Here is a 23,538-nt window from a genome sequence, read left to right as displayed (position 1 = left end):
ACCGGTGTGTGACACCGCCACGGTGACCCTCAACGTCACTGCAGTTCCGGTGGTTCAGTCTTCGCCGGTGGCTGTTGATGACAGCTCGCCGGCCGTCTCCGGTGTCACCTTATTGATTGATGTCGCGGACAACGATTCGGACGTCGACGGAAATCTCGATGTCACGACCGTGTCGGTGACTGTGGCGCCATCACACGGTGTCTTCTCGGTCGACCCTGTTTCTGGTGAGATCAGATACACCGCGGACTCGTTGTACACGGGGACCGATACGTTTACGTATGAGATCTGCGACACCACAGACCGTTGCGACACCGCAATCGTCACAGTCAGGGCTACGGCTCCTCCGGCAACCAGTACGCCACCAGTTGCTGCAGACAACGACGTGACCACGACTACCGGCAAACCAGTAGTCATCGATGTCCTCGGCAATGACACTGACCGTGATGGTGATCTTGACCCGACTTCGGTCTCGATCGTTGCCGGACCCAGCCACGGCACCGTCGATGTTGACCCTGATGCCGGAGAGGTAACTTATTCGCCCGACTCCAGCTACACCGGCACCGACTCCTTCACCTACAAAGTTTGTGACGTTGACGGCAATTGCGACACCGCCACTGCCACAGTGAAGGTCGGCGTGGTAGTCGGCCCGCCAGTCGATGCTGGTCGATCTCTCGCAGCCACGGGCGCCGACCCTGGCCAACCGATAATTCTCGCGACTCTGCTCTTCCTGACGGGACTTCTTCTCGTCCGCAAACGCCGCCGGTCTATCTCAGGAAACCTTCTTCGAGTAGATCGGTTCACCACCACCTAGGCGATGGCCCAAGATGAGTGCTGTTTGTGAAGACAGATCCAACACGCTCTCGACCACTTTTGACGATTCCATGCGTCCGTTGACGGTGCAAAGTTCACTCGGTTCTCGGCTCCCTCTTCCCCCTTGGTTTTTCTTTGAGCGCGAGCTGGCAGAAATTCGAAGTAGGGCAGGATGGTCTGATGAAGATATACAACCCTCCACGTACGGATCTGCAGGCATCCAATGTCATTCTCGGGATGATGAGGATCTCGGACATGGACGATGAGGAGATCCGCGCTCTCGTCGGCACCGCGCGGGATGCCGGCATCAATTTCTTTGATCACGCCGATATCTACGGTGGCGCGCACGGCTGCGAAAAGCGGTTCGGTGACGCGGTCACGTTAACGGACGCAGAGCGTGAGGCGGTCATCATTCAGTCAAAGGTCGGCATCCGTCAGGGCTTTTTCGATTTCTCCAAGGAGCACATCCTCCGCTCGGTCGACGAGTCTCTCGCGGCGCTGAACATCGACTACCTGGATATCTTGCTGCTGCACCGTCCGGACACTCTGGTCGAGCCCGAGGATGTTGCTGCGGCGTTCGACGCGCTGCACGCCGCGGGAAAGGTGCGCAACTTCGGTGTCTCCAACCAGACGCCCGGGGTGATCGAACTGCTGAAGCGTTCGGTCAACCAGCCGCTGGCCTTCAACCAGGTGCAACTGAGCATCACCCACGCACCGTTGATCGCGCAGGGAGTTGCTGCCAACATGGCGGGGCTGGACCAGTCGATTGACCGCGACAACGGGCTCCTCGAGTACAGCAGACTGAACGACATCACCCTGCAGGCCTGGTCGCCGTTCCAGAGCGGCATCTTCGACGGCGTGTTCGTGGGCGACCGGGAGAATTACGGCCCGCTCAATGACGCCCTCGATGACATCGCCGCCGCCCACGGGGCCACGCCGACGGGGATCGCGGTCGCCTGGATCACCAGGCACCCGGCCAACATTCAGGTGGTCCTGGGGACGACCAAGCCCGCGCGAGTTGTGGAGTCTGCCGCAGGGTCCGAAATTCCGCTCAGCCGTGAGGAGTGGTACCGCCTCTTCACGACCGCTGGGCATGTCCTCCCATAAACAGGAGCGCTCCACATCGTCTTCCTGACCCCAGATGCAGGTAACCCCGGCGGCCAGCGACGCGATGAATTGCACGAGGGGGTCGTGCAGCTTGTCGGCCGTGCCGCCGGGAATCACCCGCCTACGCTACGTCGACAATGATGACCCGAGAAGGGCGTGCCGTCGGCAAGGTGGACATCACGCCAATGAGGTCGTCGGCGAGTTCAGATGGTGAGCGCACCAACCTGAGTTCTGTGGGGTGTTGTTGATGGCTCGACCGTTGTCGCCTTTGAGCGTTCGTTTGTCGCTTTGGGAGGGGGTGGACGCGGGGCTGTCGGTGGCCGTCGCGACGCAGGCTGCGCCGTTCGACGACCTGGGATCAGGGAGCGGAGATATCCCGACACCAGGAAATCACCGTCGCGACCGGGATGTTCGTCTCGGTCTGAAACTGCAGATACTCAGCCATTTCCGAACCCTGGTCCCAGGTCAATGATTTTCGTAGGTGCGCCGGCAGCCCTGACATGGCCTGACCGACGCGTTCACGGACGGTGGTGGCGTCGCGTTTGCCGTTCAGGTGCACGAGCAGAGCATGCCAGTGGTGCGTTCCACGAGGGTCGCAATGGCTGAACGGTTAAAGGTTCCGCAGACGAGGTCGCCTTCCCAATGGCCGGGAACCAGTCTGTTGTCGACCTCAGCGGGGCGCTCGCCCAGCAGCGGGCCGGAGAACCTCGAACGCCGTTTCGTCGTGTGACGGTGGGTCAGACGCCCGCGGCGCCCGGTTCGGAGGTGACGGGCCATTCCCCGGGACAGCCCGTTTGCGTGCGGCGAATACAGAGCCCGATAGATACTTTCGTGCACGACGTTCATCTCGGGCTGTCCCGGAAAATCGATCCGCAGCTGGTGACTGATCTGCCTGGGTCTCCACTGTTGAACGCGGGCAGCAGTTGCGCCTGTGGAGATTCCTTCAGCTAGTCGCCATTCACACGGTTTCCGGGGAGATCATCCGCAGGGATGGTCTCCCCATCGCGTTTACTCCACGGGAATTCGGTTCTCCTGACTGGAAATGCAGGTGGTTTGGGTGCTCCTCAGCGTGCCGCGTAGTGTTGACGATTCTGGCGGTCAAGGTGGGGAAATATTTGGAGTGGAACGGACTCACTTGGCGCGACGACAGCCGCCAAGAGATCGAACGCCTCCTGGCCACCAACAACTTCCCCGAATTCACCGGTCGGCTCTGTCGGTTATGCGCGGCTGAAACGCACCCGCCAGAGCTCCGGGCCTCGTTCGATGTAGCTCACGTCGAAAGTGTTTGGCTGGCTCTGCTGAAGTTCCGCCAGCATCCGTTGGGGGTCGTGCGGTTCGATCACGTCCAGGGCGAACCCCGGCACAACGGCGTCGAGCGCGCCGAAGACGGCCGCGTGCCGGATGGCGTGCGGGATGGTGCGGGCGTCGAGCACGATGGTTTCCGTCCCCTTGGTCGTCCCGTCACGGCCCCCATCTGCCGTCGGCTTGCCGAGTGCAATCGGCGGAGGACGCCGCGCCGGAGCGATGAGCTTGGCCACGGTGAGCAGGATGACCGCGTCTTCGACAGCCTCCAGCGAGTTGCGGCCCGGCGGCATCGTGATCAGGTCCCCGCGCCATCCAGACCACGATGCGCCACCCGAGGTGAGAACGACCCGCCCCTCGAGGACCTGCACGGTTGCTTCAGCCAGGTTGTCGTGTTCTCCAAGGCGTCGCCCGGCACGGAGCGCGATCAGCGTTTGCCGGAGGACGTGCACGTGGCCGCCGTAAACGGTCTCCGCGCTGCGACCGCTGGATGCGTCCCGTGCGTGATTGAGATGGTGGCGCACGAGTGCGGTGAGCGACTTCTTTTGCATGTCGTTCTCAACTTCCATTTCCCTCATGCTGCGCTACCGCTGTGCGCGTGTCAACGGTGCTGTGATTGCCGCGCGTGGCTGGTCGGTGCCGCCCGTTCTCAGTTCGGAGTCGGCCACGCTGCCAGCGCGTGGAGTCTGCTGATTTTCGAGGATCTCATGCTTGTAGATCTCCGTTTTCCGCGCGGTCTAGGCGCATAGTGCCGCGGTTGGGTTGAAGGTCAATTAGATGGTGAAGGGGTGGTCCGTTGGCTTGGGGAGGGCAGCTGCGTCTCACCTTCAAGAAACGATCGACGGCTGCTGCTGCGGCGCGACCTTCAGCGAAGGCCCAGACGATGAGCGACTTCCCCGGCCGGCATCACCGGCGACGGACACACCCTCGTGGCTGGTCTGGTACTCACCGTGACATGCGACATTGAGATCGGTCGGGCACTGGGGGCGGTTACCGTCACAGAATGAAAATTTGCCGCAAAATGAAACTGCGCGGGCCTATTTGGTTTCCTCAGGAACGGCGGCTCCGCGCGCGCTCCGGGTGCGCAGCCACGGGATGAGGCCACCGACGAGGAGCATCTCGATCTGCCGGGTCGAGAGTTCGTGGCGCACGGAGTAGACCTCATCACGGGTTGTGTTGCGCACGAGGATCTCCGTTCCGTTCGAGAGAGCCTCACGAATCCCGTCGAGCACGAGCACGTCATCCTGCGCGATGCGATCGTGATCGGCCGCATCGGCGAACTGGAGCGCCAGCGCGCCGAAGTTGGCCAGGTTCTGCCAGTGGATGCGTGCGAACGAGACCGCCAGCACCACCCTTAATCCTAGGAAGCGCGGGGTGATCGCGGCGTGCTCCCTAGAGGAGCCCTGCCCATAGTTGGCACCGGCGACGATCATGTGGCCGGTCGTATCTCGGGTTTGGGCAGCGCGAGTCGGGTAGGTCGGGTCGACTTGGTCGAAGGTGAATTCGGCGAGCTTGGGGACGTTGCTGCGGAAAGGGAGCACGCGCGCACCCGCCGGCAGGATCTCATCCGTCGAAATGTCATCGCCCACGATCAGGGCGACAGGTGCCTCGATGTGCTCGGAGAGCGGTCCGAAGACCGGCAACGAGGAGATGTTTTCGCCCTTGACCAGGTGCACCGCTATGGATTCCTCCGGCGGCAAGGGCTTCTCGAGCATCGCCAGGTTCACGCTCGACACCGCCGGAAGTGTGATCTGGGGATATTCCAAGCCGAAGAGCCCGGGCAGGTCCCGCGGATCGGTGATCTGTCCCGTCAGCGCGGCGGCGGCCCCCGTCTCCGGCGAACATAGGTAGACCGAGTCTTCCTGGGTGCCCGAGCGGCCGGGAAAGTTGCGCGGCATCGTGCGCAGGCTGATGCTGCCATTCGCCGGGGCCTGGCCCATGCCGATGCAGCCCATACAGCCGGACTGATGCAGCCGAGCGCCCGCCCCGATCAGATCCAGGGTGGCCCCCATGATGGTCATGTCCTGCAGAATCTGCCGGGAGCTGGGATTCACGTCGAGGGACAGGCCGGGGAATGACTGCCGCCCCTTCGTGATCGCGGCCACGATCGCGAAATCGCGCAGGCCCGGATTCGCGGACGACCCGATCACGACCTGTCCCACCGGGCGCCCCGCCACTTCGCGCACCGGCACGACGTTGCCGGGCGAGCTGGGAAGCGCGATCAACGGCACGATCGAAGCCAAATCGATCTCCCCGGTCACGTCGTAGGTCGCATCCTCGTCCGCGAGCAGTTCGGTGAAATCCTGCTCGCGCTGTTCGGCGCGCAGGAAGGTTTGCACCTGATCGTCGGCCGGGAAAACGGTGGTGGTCGCGCCCAGTTCGGCGCCCATATTGGCGATCACGTGCCGATCCATCGCGGTCAGGGTGGCGAGGCCGGGGCCGTAGTACTCGACGATCCGGTTGACGCCGCCTTTGACGCCGTGCCGGCGCAGCATTTCGAGGATGACGTCTTTGGCGCTGGTCCACGGCGGCAGTTGCCCGGTGAGCTTCACGCCCCAGATTTCGGGCATCCTGATGTACAAGGGCTCGCCGGCTATGGCCAGGGCCACCTCGGTGCCGCCGACGCCGATGGCCAGCATCCCCAGCGAGCCGGCGGCCGGGGTGTGGCTGTCGGAGCCAACCATCGTCTTGCCGGGGATGCCGAACCGCTGCATATGCGTGGGGTGCGACACCCCGTTCCCGGCCTTCGAGAACCACAGGCCGAACCGCTGGCAGGCGGAGCGGAGAAAGTCATGGTCCTCCGCGTTCTTGCTGTCGGCCTGCAACAGGTTGTGGTCGACGTACTGCACGGAAACCTCCGTGCGCGCGCGGTCCAGTCCCAGCGCCTCCAACTCCAGCATGACCAGGGTCCCGGTCGCGTCCTGGGTGAGGGTCTGGTCGATGTGCAGGCCGATTTCGGTCCCCGGCACCATCTCCCCGGAGACCAGGTGCGACGCGATGAGTTTCTGGGCGACGTTGTATGCCACGGTGAGCTTCCTTACTCGATAGCGGTGCCCGCCGACATACGGCGGTAGCGAATTGGCCTCCGGGGCATTCCGCTCGTCCCCAAGGTAGGCCACTCGTGGCGCTGGGGCTAGCTTTTCCAGGGAGAATGGACGTCCTCTGTACTGGAAAGATGGACCGGGAAGACGGGGCTTTGGGAGGGGGTGGACGCGGGGCTGTCGGTGGCCGTCGCGGCGCAGGCCGCGGGGGTGTCGCGTCCTACTGAGTATCGGTGGTTAAGCGAGCATTAGAAGGTGCTGCCATCACCGGTTCAGGATTTCAGTGTCGCCAGTGTCGGACTTTGATCGTTGCGAGATCGAGAAGAGATCGGATTCCAGCTCGCCCGGGGTCACGGGGTGTGTCGCATCGCAGCGGCGCTGGGCCGGGCACCGTCGACGATCAGTCGGGAGGTGACCAGAAACCGAATCACTGGCCGGTATGTGCCCTCGCTCGCGCAGGAGCAGACCTGGGCAAGGGCTCGCCGGCCAAGAGCCCGGAAGCTGGACGGGTTAGCGTTACGGGAACAGGTCACCGTGATGCTCACCGATCGGTTCAGCCCGGAACAGGTTGCGGGTCGACTGAAAGTCGAGCATCCGGAGAATCTGGAGATGCAGGTGTCACACGAGACGATCTACCAGGCCCTCTACGTTCAAGGTCGTGGATCGTTGCGCTTGGAAGTTGCCGCCGCGTTGCGGTAAGGGCGGGCAACACAGCGACCGCAGAGGTCGGAGGGTGCCACCAGAGGCCGGAGAGTCCGGGATCCTCGAGAACGTTGCCGCCGAGCTCAACCGCCGGCCCCGCACATGCCACGGCTACCGAACGCCCGCAGAAGTCCTCGCCACACTAATCTCGAATCGAACAAATCAAACCGGTGTTGCACACACCACCTGAATTCGCCGCCCGGGTGAACCGAGACCACGCGGATGCTCGCCGAGCCGATACGGTCACGCGCAGGGGAACCATTCCGAGATTGCGTTGGCGGAACGGCGATGCGCGATGAATCGGCGGGTCACTTCAGCGATCGCATCTGCAAGCGGGAAGATGTTTCCCGTTACGAATTGGTCGTCGTGGTCGGCGGCAACGGGATGCCAGTAAACGCCGTCGGCGGTGATCGTCACCTCGGGTATGAGCGAGTCAACGGTCAGTTCTATGCCGGACTCAGCGACTCCGCGGTGGGCGAGTGCGCGGATTACCTGGTCGTCCCGCAGGATACCGAGAGTATCGAGAAAGGCGTGAAACGGCGCAAGTTCGTGCATCTGGTCGGCCGGCAAGGTGGCTGCGACCTTGACTCGAAATCCCTCGTCGTGTGCGATTTGGATGCCCGCGACGGCCCTGGCCCAGGACCCGGAGCCGCGGTGGCTGTCATGGATCTCGGATGTGGCAGAGTCGAGACTGATCTGCAGCACGAGCTGGGAGCGGTCCATTCGACGCAGGCGCTCGCGCCGCCTGCCGTGAAAAAGCATGCCGTTGGTGAGCAACGTCGTGGGCAGTTTGTTCGTGCAGGCATTGACCAACTCGTCGAGGTCATTCAGCAAGAACGGCTCTCCGCCGGTGAGGATGAGCTCTTTGACGTCGGCATCTGCAGCCTCGTGCGCGATCTGCCGGACTCGATCTATTCCGATGGCTCTCCGCTCTGCCTTCGGAGACGACCGAACGCAGCAATAGTCGCAAGCCAGATTGCAATCGAAATTGGTATATACCCAGACCCGGGATCCTGGGAGCTGACCGGGATCGAGCCCGGCGAGCGGGTCGGGCGAGCGGCCGTGGAGCACGGTGATGGCCGACCCCACCATGCTGACGATCTCATTCCCACTCGAAAGGCACCACGCTGAGATGAGTTCCAGGGCGGCGTCCCGATCGCATGTCCCGAAGTCGACAGAAGCCGTACGGCCTGTTGCCACCCGGCTCACGTTCTCGACCAGGTCGAGGAGCAGGCCCGCGCCTACCGGAGGGCTCGCGGTCACCATCGGTCCGATACTTTCTGTTCCCGCACGGCCGCGATGAGCGAGGCATACCCGTCAAGTTTCGGCGACACCCACGCCCGCAGGCCTTCCATCTCGAGGATTCGCTGATGTTCGAGGTTCTCCCAGTCCATCGCGAATAGGTTTGCCACCCACTCGTCCGACCGGTCGATTGTCAGCGACGGCATGGCGGTAAAGGTGCAGTGGCTGTACTCGGGGGAGATCCAGAAGGACTCGAACGCGCCGGGGAGGAGCTCACCGCGACCGATCGCTTGCCACGTGTTGATGCCGATCGCCGCAGCATCCGCCCGATCCTCGAGCACCGTGCGAAGGGCGTCGAGTTCGCTCCTGCCCGTATCACCGTGTTTCCCGACGTCGCTATTGATGCGAGTGAGATCGACATCCGTCTCGCCGATCCCCGCCTCACGCAGAAAATGCACGGGAAGGATGGCGGCTTGCGCTGAATCGCGTGACCCCAGGGCAAGTCGACGTCCACGAAGACTCTCCAGCCCGGTGAAACCGCTGCCTGCTCGGGCGACGAACACCGTCTGGAACACAAGGTCCGTATCCCGGGACGCGAGTGCACGGCATGCTCCATCCGTCTGGGCGACGGTGCGCACCCAGGCCAGGTTGGTATTCCACGCGAGATCGATTGTTCCCGTGATGAGGGAGTCCACCAGACTCGCATAATTTGAGAACAGCATGAAGTCGATCGGCGTTGAGGTCTCGGCGAAGTAGTCTCGCATCCCTTCCCAGATGGGTACGACATTGGGAGAGTACGCAACGGAGCCGATGATCAGGGGCGCACTCATGCTGCAGCACCCGCAGAGGCAGTGTCACGAGTTTGGGCGGCGGGTGCCGCGGCGGTTTCCGGGGCGTCGAAAAGTGGGCGGCCAGTGATTGCCCTGCCGTAGAACTCATAGAGCACATCGGATGTCGGAGCCATCACGTGGCCCGCGCGGGCATCGCGAAAGTACCGATCTATTTGCAGGTGCTCCGAGAACGCCGCACCGCCGCAGACGCGCATCGCGGCATCCGTAATTCGCAGTGCGGCATCGTTCGATGATGCCTTGCTGCCGAGCACGAATAGGGGGGTATCCTCCTGCGGGTCAGCCACGCGACCAGCGGCCCGATCAAGGTACGCGCTCGCATTCGCGAGATCGATTGACATCTTCGCCAACTGCGCCCGAATTGTCGGTAGCGCTGACAGGCTTTGGTCGAGATGCTCCAGCCGGGTTCCCACCGTATGCCTCACCGCTGCTTCGACGGCCGCACGGCTGAGCCCGATAGACACAGCCGAGTTGCCGAGATTGAACCACGGCAAAACAGAACTCATCATGAGCCCGAATCCGCTACCGGCCGTCCCGAGACGGAATCCCTCGGAAGAATCCATGTCGATGGTCATCGGGCTCGAGGAGTTCCCACGCAATCCCATACCGCTCCACGGCCGGTCAACGCTGAGCCCCGGGCTATCTGCCGGGACCGCGAACAGGTCGACGGTCTCGGCATCCGCAGTCCCGGTAGAGATGATGTAGACATCCGCGTGGCCTGCGGAGGTCACCCAACTCTTTTTCGCAGAAATATGCATTCCGTCTGACGTCGAGGTCGCGCGCGACACCGGAGTCCAGAAGTGTGAGCGGGAACCCGCTTCAGAGAACGCGAGGGAGGCAAGAGAGCGACCGCTGGCGAGATCCTCGAGGAGTGCGGGCATCCCCGCTGGCGGTGCGGCTGCGACGGGCATGGAAGCGCTCACATGCATCAGATAGATCATGGAGGTCGACCCGCACGCTCCCGCAAGCTGGCTGATGACCTCAACGAGCTCGCGTGGCCCCGCACCAAGACCACCAACCTCAGTGGGCAGAGTGAGTCCGAGCAAACCGGACTCGCGCAGGGCCGCCACGGCCTCATGTGGAAAACGCCCATCCGCATCTACTGCGTGGGCGTGAGTTCGTGCAACGTCGAGCACGGGCTGAACGCGTGAATTCAGGTCCATTGAGGCTTACCTTTCGTCGGAATCGTGGGTGCGAATGAGCGAACGGACAGCGCGGGCGAGCATGAGAAGCCCGATGCCGAGACCACCGGTGACCGCCATGGTAGAGGCGTCGCCCCCCAGCGGCCTGAAAGACGCTGCGAGCCCTGCGAGTTGCACGAGCGCGGCGACGGTCAGCAGAACACCGGCGGCAGCGTAGAGCGCGGGGCGCCGAGTGGTACCGCCGGCGATGGCGAGTGCGCCACTCACAAGTAGAACGACAGCACCAGTTGCCCCGATGTGCACGAAGTCGAATTCGGTCGGAAGCTGGGCGCCGAACACAAAGCCCGCAAACACAAGTGAGGCCAGGCCGAGAAGAACGCTAGCGCGGTCGAAGACGCTCGAGCCGGCTGGTGATCGCCTCATGACAGCCTCATCATCAGTCGGGCTGCGCGCCCTGAGGATTGCACCCACTGCTGGCGAAGGACACCGTCGATTCCATAGCTTCGCCCAGCTGCGGTCGCGAAGATCGCGAGGTGAGCGAGCGCCATGAGATAGTACGACCAGTGCCATTCGTTCGGGGCGAAAAGTACTGAAAGCGTGATTGCCAGGGTCTGGCCGATGCCGACGACAGCCCAGAAACGCGTGGCGAGGCCGATGAGCAGAAAAGCCCCGAGTCCGCCTTCGACGAGGAGGGTGAACCACCCGAAGACCTCGATATTGGGCAGGATGACGGCTTCGACGAGTGAGGAGTAGGGCGGTAGAACAGGATGGGCGATCGCCTCGCTCGCCCAGGAGTAAAGTCCGTTCTCCTGTGCTCGGCCGAAGTCCGGAGGGATCTTCCAGGCGACATTCTGGATCCACATCAGTGCAACACCGACGCGGAGCACCGCGACCATAACCCCTGTCGCGCGGGAGACGGGAACCGCGACAACCGGCGCATCATTGACTCGGGACATGAGAACCATTCATCTCCAGCATCCAAGCGGCACGGACAGCAAACCGCAATACCGAGAAGATGGAAAATCCCAAAAAAAACTTCCCATCGAAATCCCATCATTTGCCCGACCGTGTTGTGCCATCCTTTCGGAAACGGCCTCTGACGCGCAGGCCGAGACAAAGCGACTGAAGCAGCAAATCGTCAAGTTGGACTATTCAGTCCCGGTAGGCGCTTGCTTCGGACGGCCGCTATTTCTGCGTTGGCGGAGCAGTGCCCACGCTTCTGGGGGTCGCGACGATCGGCGTTGCGCTTGGCCTGCTGACCGGGCGCCGGATGGGTGTCCCTGCCCTCAGACAGGGACCGGTTCACTTCATGCCCGCCGCCGAGCTGTCTGTCGCCGGCGACCTCCGCATCCGAGTCGGTCGCACCTTCACGCTCGACCAGGTGCCGCAGGCACTCGCCTACGTGGGCCAAGGGCGTGCGCTCGGCAAGGTGGTCGTCACTCCGCAGGGATCAAAACCGGCGACCTGACGCTCACACGTTCAGGACTTGCCCAACCGTCGCACCGCCGTCGGCGATGAATTCGGTGCCCGTGGAGTAGGTTGCGTCGGCGACCAGGTACAGAATCAGCTTCGCCACCTCCTCAGGCTCGCCAATGCGCGGGATCGGCTGCCCGGCGTACATCTCCAAACTTTCCATACCGGCGGTCATCGGTGTACGGATGCCGCCCGGGTGCACCGAGACTACGCGGATGTTGTCAGCGCCGAGATCCAGGGCCGCGGCTTTTGTAAGTCCGCGCACTCCCCACTTGCTGGCAACGTAGGCGCTCAGGTTGGAGTAGCCCATGATTCCCGCGGTGGACGACACGTTGACGATGACGCCTCCGCCGGCAGCTTTCATTGATTCAGCGACCGAGCGGATGCCCAAAAAGACTCCGGTCAGATTGATGCCGATGACGCGGTTCCACTCCTCCAACTCTGTAGTGGCAACAGGCGTGAACGCGACGATTCCGGCGTTGTTGATGAGGATGTCAATGTGACCGACGGTGGAGTCGACGTCGGCCACCACCTGCTTCCACTGCGCCTCGTCTGCCACGTCGAGGTGTCGGTAGACGCCGCCAATCGAATCCGCCAGCGCCTGGCCGGCGTCATCGGCTATGTCGGCCACGATGACCCGGGCTCCCTCTGCTGCCAGCAGCGTCGAATCCGCCGCGCCCATGCCCACGGAACCGCCTGTCACCAGCGCGATCCTGCCGTCGAGTTTTCCCATGATCGGTCTCGATTCTGTTTTTCTCGCCCCGCTCGGGTCGCAAGACGAACGTCTCGCCACATTAGCCACGTTCATTGGCAGCGGGCTACCTTGGCGCCATGCGAAAACTCTTCGTCTCGACACGAGATCAAGAAATAGAAGCAGAAGTATGCTCCCCTGACGATGAGCGTCAGGACGAGCGGGGGTGTGGAGCGGAGTGCCAGTGTTGCTCTGGCCCGCATGATAAATTCGAGTGTTCCGGTACCGGAGCATGACAGCACGCAGAACATCGTCGAGAGGCTCAAGCATGAGCGAGAAACTGAGCTTCCGAGTCCGACGCCTCAATAAGAAGCATCGAACCGCTTTCGTCGCGTTGTTCGCTGAACACCCGCAGGCCGAAGTCGATGACGCGCCTGAGATCTATTTCGACGACACCATCGAACTCCAAATTGAGTCCATGGCTCTGGCCCTCGTCGCCGAAACCGATGACGGCCGGCTTCTCGGCGCTCTTGTCACCGAACCGGACAGCTACGTTGACGAAAATCAGCTCGACGAAGACTCCACCGACGATGACATCGACGATGCAATCGTCAGCGACCACGGCACCGCCGTCTTCGAGTTGCTGATCACCGGTGGATCCGCGCAGGTGTGCCGGGAACTCCTCAACACTCTCGCACCGGCCCTCACCACCCGCGGTTTCGCTCAGGTGCATGCCAGCGTCCCACCAGATCTCGCCGAGGTGTTCCGCGGTCAAGGCTGGGTTGTCCTGCCAGAAAACACGGGCATCGCATGGATGGGCATGGACCAGTCAGACGAGCAGGTGCGCGACTATGAAGCGATCCCGAGCAGCTCGCTGGCCGCGTTCCTCGTGATCGACCCCAACGTGTACATGTCTTGGCCGTATGACGCTCCTGACAACCCCGAAGATGACGACTCGCGACAAGAGAACATCGCCACAGGCATGGAGGAGTTCGCAGCCCGGGTAGAGGCAGAAGCATCCTCAGATTCTTAGTGAATGACGGCGAGCAGCACGCCGACGCCCACGAGGCTCTCGTCAGGCCGCTACGCGGTCTGTCCGATTCCGTTCCAGAAAGTGCGACACTCCGGAAAAGATCGCGACAATGCTCAGGCCCAGAATGAGCCCGAACACGGCCGACATCGCAGTGTCGGCTACCCAGACGACGACAGGACCGGCAGATTCGATCGAGCGCGTGACGGCATGCACCACGTCGTAGGGGCCGTGCCAGAAGGTGTCGGCCAGTTTTGCGATCACCAGGAGGCCGCTGACCCACAACATCGCGACCGATCCGATGACGCCGATCACCCGGAACACGGCCGGCATTGACCGCACGATGCGCGCGCCGAGGCCGATCACGGCCAGGGCGCCGAGCGTCAAACCGGTCCCGAAATCGGGATCGAGACCCGCCAGTGCGATGAGCATGATCTCCGTGCTGAGGATCAGGTCGGTGCGAGTAGGGCCGAAGAGGAGTTTTCGCTCATCCCGCGGTTCAGTCTCGTCAGTCTCATGGTGGGCGCCGAACCATTCGGTGACTTTCTCCGCACCCTCGAAGCAGAGATCGGTTCCGCCGATGATCAGCAGCCACGGCAACACTCATGGTGCGAATGCGGAAAGGAGCAGTGCGAGCGGGATGATGATGAACTCGTTGAACAGGCTGCCGAGTGCGATCTGCCTGACAACGTGGAGTTCGCGTGCCGGTGTGAAAACTCGAACGTACTGTGGGATGACGGCCGCGTCGTCGATGACGATTCCTGCGGTCTTAGCACTCGCCATGGGGGCGGCGGTAAGTACGTCATCGACTACGGCGAGCAAGCCGACCGAGATCTGGACCACCTCGAATGGGGGCATCACCCTGGTGGGCGACGCAGTGCTGACCACAGTTCCGCTCGGCACGGGCAGGAGATGTCAAAGCAGAACCGCACCAGCTGCTCGTCGCTGACGAATTTCGTAGGTCACCACCATCATGTGCGGCACGGTGAGCCCTGCCAGACCGATGAACACCAGCTGCAGGATCTGCTCGCTGAGAACGCCGCCGGGGCCGAACGCGACGAGGAAGACCGCTACCGCAAGGAGGGGGACCACGGTGTAGACCACGACCAGGAGGGCCGTTTGCCGTCCGCCGCCCCGCTCCTCCTGGAATCCTCCCTTCAAGTGCCGAAAACTGTGCAGTGCGCAGAAATACAGCACGAAGAAGACCAGCGGTTCTGTGGCCAGGCCGAGCACTGTGGCGAGCACGATCTCAACGCTCTCGCTCGGCCGGTGTCGCAGGGCGACCAGGGCAGCGATCATCAGACCTGCCACGGCGATCGGCCCGAGCCACTCCTGCACGCTGGCCACCACTGCGCCTCCGTCACCGGACAGCACCACGTAGATTGCGCTGACCTGGTCAGGATGCGACAGCGCCGGCACGGTGAGCAGCCCGAATCCGGCGAGAAAACGCAGCCCGACCGACCGGTCCGCATTCCAATCGGAGCCGAAGTGCAGCGCCGACACGAGCAAAAACGCGACCAGGCTCAGCACGGGCGCGACCAGCCAGAGCAGCACCACGCCGACCACGACCAGAATGTAGACCGCGTTGAACCCGGCGAAGCCCAGCGGAGTGCGCCACAGCCCAGCCCGGCGCGCGATCAGTGGATCGAGAGCGCCGTGGGGCAGGCCCAGCACACCGGCGAGGATGCCCAGCAGCACGATTTGAACCGTGGGCGAGGGCATGGGAATGCCCAGTCCGACCACGGCCAGAATGACCAGGGCCAGGCTGGAGAACACCACCGTCTCGGCGGGCACGCGCCGCCGCCGCGGCGTGACGCGGGCGGCCTCGCTACGGGGAGGAGCGGTCTGATCGGTCATCGCTGCACGCTGGTTTCTGTGGTCGGCGTCGGTCTGGTGGCCGGCAGGGTCTGTGCCGGGCTGAACGCCGCAGGCGCGGCCACCTGGGCAAGAAAAGGGGTCCACGGCAGGCTCGCGATGATGCGTGCGTAGTCCGTGGGTCGGGCGCCGTCGCTGAGAAAACGCACCAGCGCGGCGGGGGCAACGCCGCGGGCGAGGGCGAAAAAATACTTCGCGGTGCGTTCCGGATGCGCCCGAACGGCCTGCAGAAAGATGCGATCGAAGGCGCGCCTCGCCCGAGGTTCGTCTGGGTGGCCCACCGCCCCCTGGCCAGCGAGCAGGCTCTCCGTGCAGAGTTGAGCCCAGCGCTGAATGCGCAGGAACCCGTAGCCCGAGGCAGCCCGCAGCGCCCCGCCGGCATTGCCGGCGTGCACGACCCCGGGGATCGGCGACGCCGTCTGCCGGCCCAGACCCATGGCCAGCACGCCACCCTCGGTGCGCACCCGGCGGGCGTCGGCCAGGCCGAGCCCGGTGAGTACCTCGTCGAGCTCGCCGACCAGGCGCTCCCGCTCTATCGGCGCCGTGCCGAAGCGGGTCCACTCCACGATCGCGCGGTTCCGGCCGAGCGGCAGGGCGTACACAAAGCTCAAACCCTCGGCGTCGGCGTCGAGCGACCCCATCAGCGTGACCTCGCCGAGCTCGAACGGCAACGGATGCTCGCGCTCCAGTTCGAAGCCCACGAAGCTCTGGTAGAGCATCGACTCGGCGGCCCGTGGTCGGGTGTCAACCACCTGACGGGCCAGTAGGGGGCCCGCGCTCGTCTCAACCCGAACGCCGCCGGGGACTGCGTCGACCGTCTCGGCGTGCACGCCGAGACGCAGGTCGACGTTCGCAGACTCGGCGATGTCGGCCTGCGCGCTCGCGTAGAAATCACTGCCCCGAATGTACTGGTAGGCCAGCCCGGGTACCCGATGCCGAACGGTGAGGCCCGCCGCATCCGAAAAGGTCCAGGTCTTCCAGCTTCGTGAGACCAGGTGTGACAGGTCGTGCTGTTCCGGTCGCCAGAAGCACCAGCTGCGGTCGTCCTGATAGGCCGTGCGGGGTTCCAGCACCACGACGCGCAAACCGGAACGTACTCGGGCCAGCCGGGCGGCCAGCGTGAGACCGGCGAGTCCACCACCTAGTATCACGAGGTCGGCGTCCACGGCAGGCGTCATCTGTGCTCCTTGCTCTCGATCACGTCCGAGGTGCCAATGGGACGATCTTCGAACATCCTAGTGGTCTTGGTATGTGATTTTTCGGCTGCTCACCCGGCTGCGAAAAACACGTTCAACCGGTGGTTTGGACTCCTCAGTGGAGGACCGCGAGCAGCACGCCGACAGCCACGAAGAGCACACCGAAGACGCGGTTCAACACGCGCTGGCCGTGATCGTCGCGGGTGAATCGCGCGAATGAATGCGCTGTTCCGGCGAAGAAGAACCACATCACCAGAATGTCGATCGCAACGACGGTGGCCGCGACGATCAGATACTGGGTCGGCATCGGCCTGTCCACCCGGATGAACTGGGGCAGGAACGCGAGGAAGAACACGATCGCTTTGGGGTTGAGCATGTTCACCCACAGCCCGCGTCGGAACATCGACCAGCGGGGCTCATCGCTCAGGGCCCGGGTGCGCTCGCCATCGAGTTCCGGCTTGGCCAGAAACTGACGGATGCCCAGGTAGACGAGGTAGGCGGCACCCGCGTAGCGAATGACGTTGAAGGCGATCGGAGAACCGGCCACGAGCAGACCGACACCGAGTGCCACGATCACGATGTGGATGAGAAGCGCGGCCTGCTGGCCGAGGATTCCCCAGATGGAGCGGCGAAAGCCCGCGTTGAGAGCGTTGCTCATGGTGTTGATCGCCCCCGCACCGGGCGTGAAGCTGATCAGGGTGCCCGCGCCGACAAGGGCCACCCACAGGGAGAACTGCACCGGGACATCCTCGTTTCATGCTGATTGCGGCTTGCCAGCCGGCGACGGGGTCAGGCCGTTACGCGGTGGGACCGATTCTGCTTGCGAAGGCGCGAGATCCCGGACAGGGCCGCGACAATGATCAGGCCGAGAATGAGCCCGAAAACGAGCGACATCGCGGTGTCGGTGACCCAGGCAATGATGGGTCCGGCACGTTCGACCGCCTGCGTCACGGCGTGCAGAACGTCGTAGGGAACGCTCCAGATCGTGTCGTTCAGGTTCACGATCACCAGGTGGCCTCCTACCCACAACATTGCGACCGTGCCGATGACGCTGATCACTCGGAACACGGCCGGCATCGATCGAACAATGCGCGCGCCGGTGCGTCTGACCCGTCGTACCGGGTGCTTCATCAGCGTCAGCCCGATGTCGTCGATCTTGACCAGCAGGGCGACCGCGCCGTAGACGAGCGCCGTCATCCCCAGGCCGATCACGACCAAGGCGCCGAGCGTCATCCAGATCCCAAAATCGGGATCGAGACCCGCCAGTGCGATGAGCATGATCTCCGTGCTGAGGATGAGGTCGGTGCGAATAGCACCGAAGACGAGCTTTCGCTCATCCCTCATCTCAGTGTCGTCAGTGCCGTGATGAACTCCGAACCACTCGGTGACTTTCTCCGCACCCTCGAAACACAGATAGGTACCGCCGATGATCAGCAGCCACGGCAACACCCACGGCGCAAAGGCGGAGAGGAGTAGTGCGAGCGGGATGATGATGACGAATTTGTTGAACAGGCTACCGAGAGCGATCCGCCACACGATGGGAAGCTCGCGCGCCGGTGACAGTCCCTGAACGTACTGAGGCGTGACGGCCGCATCGTCGATCACGACGCCTGCGGTCTTCGCGCTAGCTTTGAGAGCGGCGGTGAGTATGTCATCGACAACGGCGAGCAGGCCGACGGACATCTGGTTCTCCTCGGATTCAGGGGCGTCGTCCTGGTGCAGGGCGACGGCAATGGGGTCAACATTACCGCGCGGCAGAGTGGGCACAGGCGCCTCCCAGACGGTGGAAAGAAGATTGACCCTGGTTTCGCCATCACGTCGCGAACGATATATCGTTAACTATCGTCGAGCCGGATGGCTTCGGCGCTGAGGAGGACATCATGAGTGGTTCATTTATGGGTGACGGGTTCGGGGCACGCCGGGGCGGTGCTGGTGAGGGCTGGCCCAGCGGGATGTGGGATGCCATGGAGCAGCTGCGCGGACAGTTCGACCGCAAGGCCGGTCCGAGAATGGCACGCGGGGACGTGCGTGCGGCGGTGCTTGCGCTGCTCGCCGAGAAGCCGATGCACGGCTACCAGATCATTCATGAGATCGAGGAACGCAGCAATGGCGCCTGGAAGCCGAGCCCCGGCTCGGTGTACCCCACGCTTCAGCTGCTTGCGGACGAGGGCCTCATCAACGCCGAGGAGTCCAACGGTCGCAAGACCTACTCGCTCACGGAGGAAGGTCGCGGGGTAGCGGATGCCATGGCCGACCAGCCGGCCCCGTGGGAGGCCCAGAGCGGTCGGGACACCGGGCGGGCGACCGCGCTGCCCAAGGCCGGCATCGACCTGGCTCAGGCCGCCGCGCAGGTCGGGCGATCCGGCAACCCGGAGCAGGTGAAGCAGGCTGTCGCCATCCTGGATGAGGCGCGTCGCAAGCTGTACGCCATCCTCGCCCAGGACTGACCGAGTGCCCTCAGCACGTCGGCATCACGGAGATCAGATGACCGACGTCGCGGACTTGCGCGCCCGCTCCCGCCGGATTTTGCGGTTCGCCGCCCTGTATTTGGCGCAGACGTGGTGTTACGAGGTCCTTCTCCCGCGGGTCGGGCTCGCGCGGGTCGCGGCACGAAGCAGATCGGCGCGACTGCAGCACATCGCGCAGCGCTTCCACGTGCTCGCGGTCGACCTGGGTGGCCTCATGATCAAGGTCGGCCAGTTCATGTCGTCGCGCCTCGACGTGCTGCCGCCGGAGATCACGAAAGAGCTCGAAGGTCTGCAAGACGAGGTTCCGCCGGTGCCCTTTCCGGCGATCCAGGCCGTCGCCGAAGCCGAGCTGGGTGTGACGCTCGAGCGTGCGTTCTCTTACATCGATCCCTCGCCGCTGGCCGCAGCATCCCTCGGTCAGGTGCACCGCGCTCGGCTGTCGGAACTGGATGCCGCCGAGACCGGCCTGCTCGACGTCGTCGTCAAGATTCAGCGGCCGGGCATCAGCGAGATCGTCGAGGTCGACCTCGGCGCTCTCCGACGTGTTGCCCGCTGGCTCAGCCACGTGCGTCTCGTTTCGGATCGCGTCGACATGCCCGCCCTGGTCGAGGAGTTCGCGTTCACGAGTCTTGAGGAGATCGACTACCTGCACGAGGCGGCAAGCGCCGAACGGTTCGAGCAGAACTTCGCAGACGACCCCCGGGTCAGCGTTCCCGAATTGGTGTGGGAGCGCACCACGCGGCGCGTGCTGACCCTCCAAGACGTGACCGCGATCAAGATCAACGACGTCGACGGGCTGAGGGCAGCCGGAATCGACCCGTCAGAAGTTGCCGAGGACTTCGCGGCGGTCATGTTCGACCAGCTCTTCGTCAATGGCTTCTTTCACGCCGACCCGCACCCCGGAAACATCTTCGTCACGCCGCTCGCCGCAGGTGTACCCGGAGCGGACCACGGCCGGGCCTGGAAGTTCACCTTCATCGACTTCGGGATGATGGGCGACGTGCCCGATGTCCTGCGTCGGGGCCTGGTGAATCTGCTCATCGCCGCCGCGTCACGGGACGGAAAAGGGATGGTGGACGGCATCCGCGAAGTGGGTGTGCTCCTGCCGTCCGCTGACACCGCCGAACTCGAGCGCGCGATGACGAAGCTGTTCGCCCGTTTCGGCGGGATGGGTTTCGCCGAGTTGCAGGATGTCGACCCGCGCGAGTTCCGCGCCTTCGCCATCGAGTTCGGTGATGTGGTGCGCTCGCTGCCGTTTCAGCTTCCGGAGAACTTTCTGCTCATCGTGCGCGCGATGTCGCTGACCTCGGGAATGTGCAGTTCGCTCGACCCCGCCTTCAATATCTGGAATTCCATCGAGCCATATTCCGCCCAATTGATCCGCGCCGAGGGCGGGAACGTGGTGCAGGCGACCGCAAAGCAAGTGGCGTCGGTTGCGGCCATCATCGCGCGGCTTCCCCAGCGGCTCGACAGCCTCACGACGCGATTCGACGACGGTACCGTCTCGGTGCAGACTCCCCGGATCGAGCGTCGCTTGGTCATCATCGAGCGAACCGCACGTCAGATCGTCTCGGCAATCCTCTTCGCCGCTCTGCTGATCGGCGGCATTCTGCTTCGTGCCGAAGATGTCGTGCTCGGAACGGTGCTCGTAGCCGTGTCCGCGCTCCCGCTGTTGCACGCCCTCTTCGCCGGGCTATCGGCGCGGCGCGGACCGCTGCTCTAGTCCCGACTGCGAGGAACGCCATTTCGGTTACTGAAATGCCTATGTCTGGTCAGAACGAATAGCGGGATGCGGGGTTGCCGTCGGCCTCGAGGTCACGACGCGCGCCCGGTCGCCCAATTCACCGCGGCGGCGTCAGAAGTGCCCCGCGAGGCGAAAGCCGCGGTCCAGAGCGGCGGGAGCACCTGTGGGACAGCCGACTTTCCATCAGGTGGGTGATGCGACCTCGCTCGCCACGGTAGGGCTGGCTGTCGCATTTCACACGGCGCTATGGCTGGCGGTGGGCTTCTTGATTGGCTTTCCTTCCTAGTGGAACAACGTGCCCTACAGCGTGACGTCCTCGATCACCCTCGTCATGGTGTTCGTTATCCAGCACACCCAGGCTCGACAGCAGGCAGAAACCGAAGCCCAGCCATAAATGTGAGCGTGACCCCGCTGAGGCAACGACCCGCTGTTCATCCGGCGGTGATGAGCGGCGGGTGGCTGAACAACTGGCAAACTCCGGCGGGTTACGTCGGGTCCCGGATAGCATTCGGGTATCCATTTGGGATGAGCACCATTCCTGACACCGCACCCAACCGCGTGGGGCGGGTCGTGTGTCTGGCAGACCTGGCTACCAGCGTCCAACAGGTGACGGCCACGACGCCGGTCAGCGAAATCGACCGCATATTCCTTGCGAACCGACAACTTCGTTCCCTCGTCGTGCGGGAAGCCGGCAGTTTCTTCCTGTTGACACGGGAACAGGTGGAAATCACTCTGACCGGACGGTTGGGCTACGGTCGCGGCCTGCACGCCCGGTCGACGGCCATCCAGATGGTGCCGGAAAATTCCTTCGCCCTGCCCGGTGCGATGAGCCTGGCGAATGCGGCGCAGCGCATCCTGGAGCTGCCGGAGGGCAACCGGTACCGTGACGTGCTCGTGCTGACCGACGAGGGGCCACGGGTCGTGTCGGTGTCACAAATCTTCGAACGGTTGTCGACAGAATTTCGTTACGCCGCACTCCACGATTCCCTGACCCGACTGCCCAACCGCAGGCAATTGGAGGAGAGCGGAGCCGCGTCGATTGAGGGAACCGTGGACATGACCCGCATCGCGGTTCTCTACATCGACCTTGACGGTTTCAAAGCGATCAACGACACCTTCGGTCACCAGGCCGGGGATGAGATCCTGGTCGGCTTCGCAGACCGGCTGCGCGACATCGTTCGCCCCGCCGATGTGCTCGCCCGCATCGGCGGCGACGAGTTTGCGGTGTTGCTGGTCGACGTGGATGACGTGCAGCTTCTCGCCATCGCGGATCAGGTCGTACTCGGCGCGTCGGTGCCCTTCGTCTGTGACGGCCATCTGCTGCATGTTTCGGCATCCGTCGGCATCGCGATGGCCGGTGATGTTGGATCAGAACGGGAACTGAGCTGGCTTGACGCGTTGCTCCGCCACTCCGACGGGGCCATGCTCAAGGCCAAGCAGGCCGGAAAACGCCAGGTTGCCCGTCTCGATGGGCACGGCGAGGCCGGGCCCATCGTGCGGAATGCGCTCATCCGGCGGCGCCTGCCGCAGGCCTTCGCGACCCGCGCTTTCAACTTGCACTATCAGCCGCAGATGGACCTGGCCAGCGGCGACCTCTCGGCGGTGGAGGCGCTGCTGCGCTGGGCCGACCCGATTCTGGGCCCCGTCTCGCCCGCCGAATTCATTCCGATCATGGAGTTGTCCGGCGACATCCACCGCATCGGGCAAGGGGTCCTCAACGAGGTCTGCGCCCAAGCCAGACTCTGGTTGGATGCGGGAACCCCGCGCCGAGTCGCAGTAAATGTGTCTCCACTCCAACTGGCGGCCCGCACCATCGTTCCCGAGCTCGTTGAGGCACTTCACCGGCATCGCATTCCCGCGCACCTCATCGAGGTTGAAATCACCGAGGGCGCCGCGATCACCGATCTGCCCCGGGCGATCGGACAGCTTCAACAGCTCCGGGAGGCGGGGATCAGCATCGCCCTGGACGATTATGGCACCGGCTTCTCTTCGCTTGCCCTGCTGCGTAGCCTGCCTCTGACCACGGTCAAGATCGACAAATCCTTCGTCGACAACATCGATTCTTCACCTTCGGACGCCCTGCTCGTGGGCGGGATCATCGACACCGCCCATGCCATCGGGCTCTCGGTCACAGCCGAAGGCGTCGAACGTCAGGACCAACTCCAGCTCCTGCGTGATTTGCGCTGTGACACCGTGCAGGGCTACCTCATTTCGCGGCCCGTCGCCCCAGGGGACCTTCCGCAAGGGTGCTCCATTTGACGTGCTGAACCGAACATGGCTGGGCAAGTGAGCAGAGAAGACGCACTCAGGGCCGTCGCAGAGGTGGTCGATCGTCTCGCCGAGAGATTCCCGCATGTTTCGCGCACGAGTATCGAGAGGGCGGTCCTCGACGAACGCCGGGCCTTGGACGGACCGCCGATCGAGACTATGTGCCGTACTGGTTGAACACGGTGCCAAGGGCCGCCTGCTCGGGCGCGGCAAGACAATAACCTCCTGGTGTGGGGCCCGGCAGCACCTCGTCCTGNTCTCCTGTCGTAACCGTGGGTTAATCCCGGCCGGGGAGTGCGGGTTTGTGGCCGCCGAGGCTGAGCATGGCGAGGGCGATGAGGGCGTCGGGTGATTTGAAGCCGAAGGCGATTCGGGTGAGCAGTCGGATCTTGGTATTGACGGATTCGATGCGGCCGTTGGAGAGGCCGTGCTCGATCGATGCAAGGATCGCGGCCCGGTGCTTGACGATGGAGCGTTGCAGTTTCACGAACGATGGGATCCGGCTGCGGCGGGCCCATCCGACCCACTTGTCCAGGGCCTCGGCGGCTTCGTCGTGGGGCAGTTTGAAGACCAGCCGGAGGCCTTCCTTGAGGTAGTAG

23 protein-coding genes and 4 pseudogenes are annotated in these 23,538 nt (G+C 63.6%); 10 read left to right on the top strand and 17 right to left on the bottom strand.

Going from position 1 to position 23,538, the window contains the following annotated elements; translation table 11 throughout:
* Together CXY81_RS15940 and CXY81_RS00820 are read left to right on the top strand one after the other, a co-directional pair.
* On the top strand, positions 1–811 hold an 811-nt coding region (locus CXY81_RS15940), incomplete at its 5' end, for an Ig-like domain-containing protein (protein WP_233193907.1).
* 179 nt (positions 812–990) lie between these two features.
* The gene (locus CXY81_RS00820) at positions 991–1,917 is read left to right on the top strand and encodes an aldo/keto reductase family oxidoreductase (RefSeq protein WP_104193683.1); all 927 of its coding nucleotides are present in this window, start codon (positions 991–993) and stop codon (positions 1,915–1,917) included.
* A 358-nt stretch (positions 1,918–2,275) separates the two neighbouring features.
* On the opposite strand, the gene CXY81_RS00815 is transcribed toward CXY81_RS00820, so the two are convergent.
* The 5 genes and pseudogenes from CXY81_RS00815 to CXY81_RS00805 all read right to left on the bottom strand — a co-directional run bounded on the left by CXY81_RS00815 (position 2,276) and on the right by CXY81_RS00805 (position 6,245).
* On the bottom strand, positions 2,276–2,476 hold the full coding sequence (locus tag CXY81_RS00815; RefSeq protein WP_104193682.1) for a hypothetical protein: 201 nt from the start codon (positions 2,474–2,476) through the stop codon (positions 2,276–2,278).
* Entirely contained in the window at positions 2,467–2,856 is a 390-nt protein-coding gene (locus tag CXY81_RS17335) for an IS30 family transposase (protein WP_146067576.1), read from the bottom strand. The genes CXY81_RS00815 and CXY81_RS17335 overlap by 10 nt, the downstream gene beginning before the upstream one ends.
* A 278-nt stretch (positions 2,857–3,134) precedes the next feature.
* Positions 3,135–3,788 carry a DUF2249 domain-containing protein gene (locus tag CXY81_RS17330; RefSeq protein WP_158251965.1) on the bottom strand — a complete coding sequence of 218 codons (654 nt, stop codon included), beginning with the start codon at positions 3,786–3,788 and terminating at the stop codon, positions 3,135–3,137.
* Between the two features lie 200 nt (positions 3,789–3,988).
* Positions 3,989–4,184: pseudogene (gene gltD, locus CXY81_RS16765) on the bottom strand (glutamate synthase); the annotation flags it as partial.
* Between the two features lie 72 nt (positions 4,185–4,256).
* Positions 4,257–6,245, bottom strand: coding sequence for an aconitate hydratase (locus CXY81_RS00805; protein ID WP_104193681.1), 1,989 nt, complete (start codon positions 6,243–6,245; stop codon positions 4,257–4,259).
* Positions 6,246–6,569: 324 nt separating this feature from the next.
* On the opposite strand from CXY81_RS00805, the pseudogene CXY81_RS17325 reads away from it, so the two are divergent.
* A pseudogene (locus CXY81_RS17325) lies at positions 6,570–6,671 on the top strand (helix-turn-helix domain-containing protein); the annotation flags it as partial.
* 123 nt (positions 6,672–6,794) lie between these two features.
* Positions 6,795–6,959, top strand: a complete 165-nt coding sequence (locus CXY81_RS17320) for a hypothetical protein (RefSeq protein ID WP_166786654.1) — start codon at positions 6,795–6,797, stop codon at positions 6,957–6,959.
* 246 nt (positions 6,960–7,205) lie between these two features.
* On the opposite strand, the gene CXY81_RS00795 is transcribed toward CXY81_RS17320, so the two are convergent.
* The 5 genes from CXY81_RS00795 to CXY81_RS00775 are packed head-to-tail and all read right to left on the bottom strand — an operon-like array spanning position 7,206 to position 11,150.
* A complete protein-coding gene (locus CXY81_RS00795; RefSeq protein WP_104193679.1) occupies positions 7,206–8,228 on the bottom strand; it encodes a radical SAM protein in 1,023 nt (340 codons plus the stop codon).
* The gene (locus CXY81_RS00790) at positions 8,222–9,034 is read right to left on the bottom strand and encodes a phosphate/phosphite/phosphonate ABC transporter substrate-binding protein (RefSeq protein WP_104193678.1); all 813 of its coding nucleotides are present in this window, start codon (positions 9,032–9,034) and stop codon (positions 8,222–8,224) included. The genes CXY81_RS00795 and CXY81_RS00790 overlap by 7 nt, the downstream gene beginning before the upstream one ends.
* The gene (locus CXY81_RS00785) at positions 9,031–10,188 is read right to left on the bottom strand and encodes an acyl-CoA dehydrogenase family protein (RefSeq protein ID WP_199182891.1); all 1,158 of its coding nucleotides are present in this window, start codon (positions 10,186–10,188) and stop codon (positions 9,031–9,033) included. The genes CXY81_RS00790 and CXY81_RS00785 overlap by 4 nt, the downstream gene beginning before the upstream one ends.
* A gap of 33 nt (positions 10,189–10,221) precedes the next feature.
* Positions 10,222–10,617 carry a hypothetical protein gene (locus CXY81_RS00780; protein ID WP_104193676.1) on the bottom strand — a complete coding sequence of 132 codons (396 nt, stop codon included), beginning with the start codon at positions 10,615–10,617 and terminating at the stop codon, positions 10,222–10,224.
* Positions 10,614–11,150 (bottom strand): DoxX family protein, encoded by a 537-nt coding sequence (locus tag CXY81_RS00775; protein ID WP_104193685.1) that lies wholly within the window; start codon positions 11,148–11,150, stop codon positions 10,614–10,616. Before CXY81_RS00775 ends, CXY81_RS00780 begins: the two co-directional genes overlap by 4 nt.
* A gap of 224 nt (positions 11,151–11,374) precedes the next feature.
* Between CXY81_RS00775 and CXY81_RS00770 the strand changes: the two are divergent.
* Positions 11,375–11,662: pseudogene (locus CXY81_RS00770) on the top strand (zinc-binding dehydrogenase); the annotation flags it as partial.
* A 3-nt stretch (positions 11,663–11,665) separates the two neighbouring features.
* Here CXY81_RS00770 and CXY81_RS00765 read toward each other — a convergent pair.
* Positions 11,666–12,400: an SDR family oxidoreductase gene (locus CXY81_RS00765; protein ID WP_104193674.1), complete on the bottom strand. Its 735-nt coding sequence runs from the start codon at positions 12,398–12,400 to the stop codon at positions 11,666–11,668.
* Positions 12,401–12,686: 286 nt separating this feature from the next.
* Between CXY81_RS00765 and CXY81_RS00760 the strand changes: the two genes are divergently transcribed.
* Positions 12,687–13,391 carry a hypothetical protein gene (locus tag CXY81_RS00760; RefSeq protein WP_104171192.1) on the top strand — a complete coding sequence of 235 codons (705 nt, stop codon included), beginning with the start codon at positions 12,687–12,689 and terminating at the stop codon, positions 13,389–13,391.
* A 42-nt stretch (positions 13,392–13,433) separates the two neighbouring features.
* Here CXY81_RS00760 and CXY81_RS00755 read toward each other — a convergent pair.
* From CXY81_RS00755 to CXY81_RS00735, 5 genes and pseudogenes are all read right to left on the bottom strand, one after another.
* Positions 13,434–14,246, bottom strand: a pseudogene (locus CXY81_RS00755) (DUF808 family protein).
* Positions 14,247–14,303: 57 nt separating this feature from the next.
* Positions 14,304–15,245 carry a Brp/Blh family beta-carotene 15,15'-dioxygenase gene (locus CXY81_RS00750; protein WP_104193673.1) on the bottom strand — a complete coding sequence of 314 codons (942 nt, stop codon included), beginning with the start codon at positions 15,243–15,245 and terminating at the stop codon, positions 14,304–14,306.
* Positions 15,242–16,441, bottom strand: a complete 1,200-nt coding sequence (locus CXY81_RS00745) for a lycopene cyclase family protein (protein ID WP_104193672.1) — start codon at positions 16,439–16,441, stop codon at positions 15,242–15,244. Before CXY81_RS00745 ends, CXY81_RS00750 begins: the two co-directional genes overlap by 4 nt.
* 133 nt (positions 16,442–16,574) lie before the next feature.
* Positions 16,575–17,198, bottom strand: a complete 624-nt coding sequence (locus CXY81_RS00740; RefSeq protein WP_104101588.1) for a LysE family transporter — start codon at positions 17,196–17,198, stop codon at positions 16,575–16,577.
* 50 nt (positions 17,199–17,248) lie between these two features.
* The gene (locus CXY81_RS00735; protein ID WP_104193684.1) at positions 17,249–18,142 is read right to left on the bottom strand and encodes a DUF808 domain-containing protein; all 894 of its coding nucleotides are present in this window, start codon (positions 18,140–18,142) and stop codon (positions 17,249–17,251) included.
* 197 nt (positions 18,143–18,339) lie between these two features.
* Between CXY81_RS00735 and CXY81_RS00730 the strand changes: the two genes are divergently transcribed.
* The 4 genes from CXY81_RS00730 (at position 18,340) to CXY81_RS17315 (ending at position 23,116) form a co-directional block, all read left to right on the top strand.
* Positions 18,340–18,906, top strand: coding sequence for a PadR family transcriptional regulator (locus CXY81_RS00730; RefSeq protein WP_104193671.1), 567 nt, complete (start codon positions 18,340–18,342; stop codon positions 18,904–18,906).
* A 37-nt stretch (positions 18,907–18,943) separates the two neighbouring features.
* Positions 18,944–20,650: an AarF/ABC1/UbiB kinase family protein gene (locus tag CXY81_RS00725; protein ID WP_104193670.1), complete on the top strand. Its 1,707-nt coding sequence runs from the start codon at positions 18,944–18,946 to the stop codon at positions 20,648–20,650.
* A 546-nt stretch (positions 20,651–21,196) separates the two neighbouring features.
* Positions 21,197–22,930: a bifunctional diguanylate cyclase/phosphodiesterase gene (locus CXY81_RS00720; protein WP_158251963.1), complete on the top strand. Its 1,734-nt coding sequence runs from the start codon at positions 21,197–21,199 to the stop codon at positions 22,928–22,930.
* A gap of 15 nt (positions 22,931–22,945) precedes the next feature.
* Positions 22,946–23,116 (top strand): three-helix bundle dimerization domain-containing protein, encoded by a 171-nt coding sequence (locus CXY81_RS17315; RefSeq protein ID WP_369828307.1) that lies wholly within the window; start codon positions 22,946–22,948, stop codon positions 23,114–23,116.
* 100 nt (positions 23,117–23,216) lie between these two features.
* On the opposite strand, the gene CXY81_RS00715 is transcribed toward CXY81_RS17315, so the two are convergent.
* Positions 23,217–23,538, bottom strand: a 322-nt coding sequence (locus CXY81_RS00715) for a transposase (RefSeq protein WP_146067574.1), incomplete at its 5' end; no start/stop codon positions are given.

Origin of the sequence: Cryobacterium sp. M25 (assembly GCF_002929635.1) — a bacterium.
Classification (GTDB): Bacteria; Actinomycetota; Actinomycetes; order Actinomycetales; family Microbacteriaceae; genus Cryobacterium; species Cryobacterium sandaracinum.
Note: the sequence above shows the minus strand (reverse complement) of the source record. Positions and strands in the feature narration are given on the sequence as shown.

Excerpts from the sequence above, each read along its gene's own strand:
- CXY81_RS00820 (WP_104193683.1), top strand. The coding sequence starts at position 991 with ATGAAGATATACAACCCTCCACGTACGGATCTGCAGGCATCCAATGTC.
- CXY81_RS17330 (WP_158251965.1), bottom strand. The coding sequence starts at position 3,788 with ATGGAAGTTGAGAACGACATGCAAAAGAAGTCGCTCACCGCACTCGTG.
- CXY81_RS00795 (WP_104193679.1), bottom strand. The coding sequence starts at position 8,228 with ATGGTGACCGCGAGCCCTCCGGTAGGCGCGGGCCTGCTCCTCGACCTG.
- CXY81_RS00790 (WP_104193678.1), bottom strand. The coding sequence starts at position 9,034 with ATGAGTGCGCCCCTGATCATCGGCTCCGTTGCGTACTCTCCCAATGTC.
- CXY81_RS00780 (WP_104193676.1), bottom strand. The coding sequence starts at position 10,617 with ATGAGGCGATCACCAGCCGGCTCGAGCGTCTTCGACCGCGCTAGCGTT.
- CXY81_RS00775 (WP_104193685.1), bottom strand. The coding sequence starts at position 11,150 with ATGTCCCGAGTCAATGATGCGCCGGTTGTCGCGGTTCCCGTCTCCCGC.
- CXY81_RS00765 (WP_104193674.1), bottom strand. The coding sequence starts at position 12,400 with ATGGGAAAACTCGACGGCAGGATCGCGCTGGTGACAGGCGGTTCCGTG.
- CXY81_RS00760 (WP_104171192.1), top strand. The coding sequence starts at position 12,687 with ATGAGCGAGAAACTGAGCTTCCGAGTCCGACGCCTCAATAAGAAGCAT.
- CXY81_RS00750 (WP_104193673.1), bottom strand. The coding sequence starts at position 15,245 with ATGACCGATCAGACCGCTCCTCCCCGTAGCGAGGCCGCCCGCGTCACG.
- CXY81_RS00745 (WP_104193672.1), bottom strand. The coding sequence starts at position 16,441 with ATGACGCCTGCCGTGGACGCCGACCTCGTGATACTAGGTGGTGGACTC.
- CXY81_RS00735 (WP_104193684.1), bottom strand. The coding sequence starts at position 18,142 with ATGTCCGTCGGCCTGCTCGCCGTTGTCGATGACATACTCACCGCCGCT.
- CXY81_RS00730 (WP_104193671.1), top strand. The coding sequence starts at position 18,340 with ATGAGTGGTTCATTTATGGGTGACGGGTTCGGGGCACGCCGGGGCGGT.
- CXY81_RS00725 (WP_104193670.1), top strand. The coding sequence starts at position 18,944 with ATGACCGACGTCGCGGACTTGCGCGCCCGCTCCCGCCGGATTTTGCGG.
- CXY81_RS00720 (WP_158251963.1), top strand. The coding sequence starts at position 21,197 with ATGAGCACCATTCCTGACACCGCACCCAACCGCGTGGGGCGGGTCGTG.
- CXY81_RS17315 (WP_369828307.1), top strand. The coding sequence starts at position 22,946 with ATGGCTGGGCAAGTGAGCAGAGAAGACGCACTCAGGGCCGTCGCAGAG.